The organism is Mycobacterium sp. 1245805.9, assembly GCF_001672915.1.
GTDB lineage: Bacteria > Actinomycetota > Actinomycetes > Mycobacteriales > Mycobacteriaceae > Mycobacterium.
On record NZ_LZKR01000113.1, the window covers coordinates 1 to 6,215 of the forward strand.

At 68.7% G+C, this 6,215-nt stretch carries 2 protein-coding genes; both read right to left on the reverse strand.

The window, feature by feature from the left end; all coding sequences use genetic code 11:
• Nucleotides 1-3,969, reverse strand: a 3,969-nt coding sequence (locus A9X00_RS15875; protein WP_156772118.1) for a type I polyketide synthase, incomplete at its 3' end; no start/stop codon positions are given.
• Nucleotides 3,970-4,262: 293 nt separating this feature from the next.
• A complete protein-coding gene (locus A9X00_RS15880) occupies nucleotides 4,263-5,942 on the reverse strand; it encodes a PfaD family polyunsaturated fatty acid/polyketide biosynthesis protein (RefSeq protein WP_232006839.1) in 1,680 nt (559 codons plus the stop codon).
• Between the last annotated feature and the right edge of the window lie 273 nt (nucleotides 5,943-6,215).

A 6,215-nucleotide genomic window follows, 5' to 3' on the forward strand; every position in this document is an offset into this window, starting at 1 on the left:
GGCGAGGGCGGCGCGGCCGCCGGCCCACGCGCGGGGGCCGGGGTCGGTGCGCAGTCCGAAGGTGCCGCCGGTGTCCTGGACGGTGACGAACACGCCGCCGTGTTCGGCGAACCTTGCGGCGAGGCGCTGGGTGTCCGCGAACACCGTGCGGTTGATGGCCAGTGCGTCGTTGCGGGTATCGGTTCGCCGCAGACCGCCGAGGTGGATCACCGCCTCGGCGTTGGCGCCCGGCTCGGGCACGATCGTGGCGTTGACGCCGTGCGTGCGCAGGATCGCGGCCAGCGCGTCGGCGGCATCCTGCTCGTCTGGCGCGGTGACGATCTCCACGTTGGTGGCGGTGTAGAGACCCGGCATCCCCATCCCGCTAGCCGGAGCAGGAATCGCACGCACCGCGTAGCGCGCGATCCCCGCTCCGGCTAAGTCAAAAGGGAGGCGATCACCTGCCTCGGTCGGGGCCGTCAGGCCTTGGAGGTAGTCGACGATTTCCTGCAGCGTGCCCAGCGTCGCCATCGTGGCGGCCTCCACCTCGGGCAGTGCCGGGACCCGCTGCTGCACCGCGGATAAGATCTCCACCCGCTTGATCGAATCAATACCGAGATCGGCTTCCAGCGCCATCGACAAATCCAGCATCTCCACCGGATAACCCGTCTTGTCCGCCACCACCTCCAGCATCTGCGTCACCAACTCGCCACCGGCAACCGAAACAGCCACCGGCGCAAGCGTGCTCACCGGAGCTGCCGTCCCGTTGTGGCCCGCCGGGGTGCCGTTGTGGAGGGCCGGCCCCGCGGGCACCGAGGGCCCGCCGTTGCGGATGACGGGGGCCGGCGGCGGCGTGGGCATCGCCGGTTTCCCGTTGGGGACGACGGGGATCACCGCGGGCGGGTCGGGCGGTGCGGCCACCGGGGCACCCGGCACGAGACCTTGCAGCAGCCTTTGTATTTGGCCGATTCCCTCCTGCACGGTCCCGACGGCGGCGAGCAGTTCCGTGACGACGTCGGCACCCAGCTGGAGCGCCGGCGGCGATGCCGTCGCGGTTGGCGTAAACGATTCGGAAAGCGCCAATTTGTACTCCGATTCGGTCCGGTGTCCGTTGCTTCGGGCACTGTGTTCGGTGGGGTTTTCGACAGCCCGTTGGACGGGCTCGTCGTTCATCTGAGGCCGTCCATAGTTGGATCCGTTGATCTTGAGGGTCAGCTTCGGCCGCTCCCGGCTACGCGGGTCGTCGACGACGCGGTAGTCGGCCCAGAGGGCCTCGAAGTCCATCGGGACGCCCGCGGCCGCGAGTTGGGCCAGTCCCACCCAGAGCGATCGAATGCCGTTGCGGCCCTTCGTGTCCAGGGACACCGCGGAGTGCTCCTCGCCGCCGAGGCACTTGCCGACCAGGCCTGTTAGCACCGCGCCGGGGCCGACCTCGACGAAGGTGCGCGCGCCGGCCTGCCACATCGCCTGGATCTGTTCGGCGAACCGCACGGGCTGTGCGATCTGGTTGGCCAGCGTGTTCCGCATCTGGTGTGCGTCGCCGGCGTACGGCCGCGCCGTCGCGTTCGCGTAGACCGGCACCTCCGGCGCGCCGAACGGGATCTGGGCGAGGAACGAGGCGAACGGGTCCGCCGCGGGGGTGACGATGTCGGAATGGAAGGCGGTGGCGACGTCAAGGTGCCGCGCGTTGATGCCCGCCTCCATAAATCGTTGCGCGGCATCGTCTATGGCCGCACGCTCGCCCGAAAGCACAAATTGGTCGGGGGCGTTGTGGTTGGCGATGGTCACCGGAAGCCCGGACTCGGTGATCAGCTTGCGCACGGAGTCGACGGGCGCGGTCACCGCGCACATCGCCCCGTCGCTGCTGGTGGCGGCTTCGGCCATCAGCGCGCCGCGCGCGCGGGCGATCAGCAGCGCCACCTCTTCGCTGAAAACACCGGCGGCGCACAGAGCGGTGACCTCGCCGAAGCTGTGTCCGCCGACGGCCACTGGCGCGATGCCGAGGGCACGGATCACCGACAGCAGGCTCAGGCTGTGCGCCCCGATGCCCGGTTGCGCCCACTCGGTCCTCGTTAGCTCGCCCGCCTGCAGCGCGCGCTCGTCGTCGCTGAACGCCGTTCTCGGCCAGACGACCTGGTGCAGGTCACGCTCGGCGTTCAGCAGTTCGGCGCGGGCCAGTTCCCATGGCGTCAGCGCGGGCTCGTAGACCTGCGGCAGGTCGGCGCCCATGCCGACGTACTGGCTGCCCTGCCCCGGGAACAACAGCGCGACCGGGCCCGGCCGTTGCGCCGAGTAGTAGTAGCCCCGCGGCGAGCTGAATGATGCCGCCAGATCGGGGGTTTGGAGTTTCGCCGCGGCCTCGTCGAGCATCGCGCGCAGGTTGGCCACGCTGTCGGCGACGACGGCCAGGCGGTGCGGCGCGGTGGCGTCGTAGGCGGATTGCGTGCTCCGCGCGAGGTAGCCGAGCATGTCGGGATCGTCGACCAGCGACGCGGATAGCCGGGTGGCCTGCTCGGAAAGCGCGGCGGTGGAGGCCGCGCCGAGCACGATCAGCTCGGAATCCCAGGACCGGTAGCGCCACGCGCGGTTTCCGGCGCCCGTGTACTCCTCGACCGTGACGTGAAAGTTGGTGCCGCCGAAGCCGAACGAGCTGACGGACGCGCGCCTCGGGACGCCGTCGGCGGCCACCCACGGCTTCGCCCGCGTCGAGAGGTAGAACGGGGACTTCTCTATTTCGAGGGCGGGGTTGGGCCGATCGACCTTGATGGTCGGCGGCAACGTCTTGTGGTGCAGCGCCAGCACGGTTTTGAACAGGCCGCAGGCACCGGCCGCGCCTTTGGTGTGGCCGACCTGAGATTTCACCGAGCCGAGCGCGCACCATTGCCGGTCCGCCCGCCCCGAGCCGTCGAACACCTCTCGCAGCGCGGTGAATTCGGCGACATCGCCGGCCTTGGTTCCGGTGCCGTGGGCTTCCACCAGCCCGACGGTTTCGGGGCCGTAGCCGGCGGCGGCATAGGCGCGGCGAAGGGCTTTCGCCTGACCGGCCGGGCTCGGCGCGTAGATGCTCTTGGCGCGGCCATCCGAGGACGTACCGATGCCGCGGATCACGGCGTAGATCCGGTCGCCGTCGCGTTCGGCGTCGTCGAGGCGCTTGAGCGCCAACATCGCCAGCCCCTCGCCCAGCATGGTGCCGTCCGACTGGTCGGAGAAGGGGCGGCAGTCGCCGGTGGGCGACAGCGCGGTGACCTTGGCGAAGCACATGAACATCAAGATGTCGTTGAAGGCATCGACCCCGCCGGCGATCACCATGTCCGACTCACCGAGATACAGCTCGTGCAGCCCGACCTCCAGAGCGGCCAGCGAGCTCGCGCACGCGGCGTCGATGACACAGTTCGTGCCGCCGAGGTCGAAGCGATTGGCGATGCGCCCGGCGATGACGTTGCCGAGAAGCCCAGGGAAGGTGTTTTCCTGCCACGGCGTGTAGCCGGAGGCGACGCTCTCGCTGAACGCGGTGATCTCGGCTTCCGACAGCCCGGCGGCGCGCAGCCCACGCTCCCAGACCGGCCGGTGCAGGCTGCCGCCCATATAGTTGGTCATCTCGGTGCCGCCGGACGCGCCCAGGATGACGCTGACCCGCTCGCGATCCAGCCGAGAAAAGTCACCACCCGCCACGTCCTCTAAAACCTGCTGCGCGACCCGTAGACCAAGCAATTGGGCGGTGTCGGTCGCGGGCACCACATTCGGTGGAATTCCGAAATCCATCGGTGAGAAGTCGATATCGGGCAAGAATCCGCCGCGGCGCGCGTAAACCTTGCCCTGAATGCCGGGAGCTGGGTCGTAATAATCGTCGACGTTCCAATGCGACTCCGGAACGTCGGAGAACAGGTCCGCGCCGCCGACGATGTTGCGCCAGAAGCGCTCGGCCTCCGGAGACCCGGGAAACAGCGCGCTCACCCCGATGACGGCAACAGGGGGATGCTTGGATACCACCGGTCTCCTTCAGGTCGATAACACGTACTGCATCGCCTGTCAACCCGGGTCAGGATGACTGATCGTTAGGTTTTGCCGGGTTGATCAGCCAAGACGGGTCGAACGCTCGCCGGACGATACCAGAGCATAGGCGGTCGTATTGACGGAATGTCAATAACTCGGGATCGGTCTCGGGGCGGTGGGATCCGGCGCGCGCGACCGCGGAGCGTGCAGGCGGAAAAACTACCAGTAAGTAATATTTGCCGCGCAGTCGCCATTTCCGCGGCAACGAATTCTCCCCGCGCCGGCAACGGTCAGACAGACACCGCGGCGCCGGGCGCTATCGACAATGGCTGCGGAATATAGCGGAATGCACTTACGGGAACGGGAACGCCGCAGGTTCGCGCCTGCTGGGCCCGGCTTATTCGGGCGGCCCCTTCCAGCAGATTGAGCGCCACCTGGTCGACGTTGCGGTGCTCGCAGCGCTCCAGGTAACTGCCCGCCACCCAGCCGTTGAAGGCGCCCATGGACGGGCCACACCAGATCTGGTAGTCCAGGACACGCTCCGGATCGCCGTCGATCGCCCAACGGCTTGATTTGCCCAGATACCAGCGGAACACCAGCGCCATCTGATACTTCGGGTCTCGGTCCGCGAGTTCGAGCACCGCCGGCTCCCGCTGTTCCCAGTACCGCCGCGTCTCGGCCCAGACGTCGTCGACGCTCTTACCGAGGATCTTCTCCAGCTCCGCGCCGTGCTCGCCGGTCACCGCCGCCAGGTCCGGGTAGCCGGCGTACCACGCGTAGAGCTTCCTCGCCCGCGGGCCGAACATCGAGCCCCGCTTGAGCACCTGCAGGTTCACGCCCATCTCGAACATGTCGGACGCAGGCGCCATCATCACGTCCGCCACCGAGGCCTTGGCCAGCATCTCGCGCGCGCGTGTCGACAGCCCCGACTCGACGCACGACTGGTTGACCGAGCCGGTGACCACGTACGCGGCCCCCATCGCGAACGCGCCGGCGACGGACTGCGGCGTGCTGATGCCGCCGCCGGCGCCCACCCGCACGCGGCCGTCGAGGCCGTGTCGGTGCGCCAGCTCGTCGCGCAGCAGCGCGATCTCGGAGAAAAGCGACGACAGCGGGCGGTTGTCGGTGTGTCCCCCGCTGTCGGCCTCGACCGTGATGTCTTCGGCCACCGCCACGTGCCGCGCAAGTTCGGCTTCCCGCGACGTCAGCTTGCCGGCGGATTCGAGGGCCGACACCAGCGCCGCCGGCGCGGGTTCCATGAACATGCGGGCGACCTCGGGCCGCGAAACCTTCGCCATCACATGGTGTTTCCGGACGATCGCCCCGGCCGCGTCGGTCGACAGGCCGGACAAAGCGTAGTGGACCACCGCGGGGGTCAGTTTCATGAACGCCGACGCCTCGACGACGCGGACGTCGTGCGCGATGAACAGCTCCGCCACCCGCGCCTCGAGCGCGGGCTCGGTGGGCGAGTGGATCAGGTTCGCGCCCCAGGCGAGTCCGGGCCTCCCCGCGAGCCTGGCCCGGATGTCGGCCACGCCGCGCTCCACATCGGCGTACGCGAGGCCGCCGGCGCCGAAGAAGCCGAGCATGCCGGCCTGGGCCATCGCCACCACGAGCGCCGGTGTCGCGATGCCGTTCGCCATGGCCCCGGTGACGTACGGGAAACGGGTCCCGTGGGCCTCGCAGAACTCGCGGTCGCCGAGCCACTCCGGGTAGATCGGGGGCAGCGTCGCCACCAGCGATATCTCGGACGCGCCGACGTCCACCAGCTCGCCGCCCATGGCAAGCCCCAGCTGCCCGGTCGCCGCCTCGCGGACCACGTGCACCGGGTGGCGAACGTATTGAAGGACGCGAGCGATGTCCACCGGCGCGAACGCCGCCGGCGCGGTGGTGGCGCGCCACCCACCCAAGACCGGGGTCACACCGGCCTCGGTGCGAGGCTCCAATACGACGGCAGGTCGCTCCTCCACTGCCAATTCCCTTCAATATGTGTGCCGAGGCATGGAGTTTCTCACGGACCACCGTTATGGGCGTCAAAACTCCGGGTTTCCGGGTTCCGCCCGTAGTGCTACCTCGCGCCGCGCCCCGGCACTGCGAGGGCAATCATGCTGTCCCGCTTGACCAATGACGACGGCCGCGCCCTGACAGCCGAAACTTGTCGTACCCGGTTGCGATGATGGGGTTATGTCGTTGACCGCAGCTGCCGGCGCTCTGGTGAATACGCCCAAGCGTATTGACGTGCT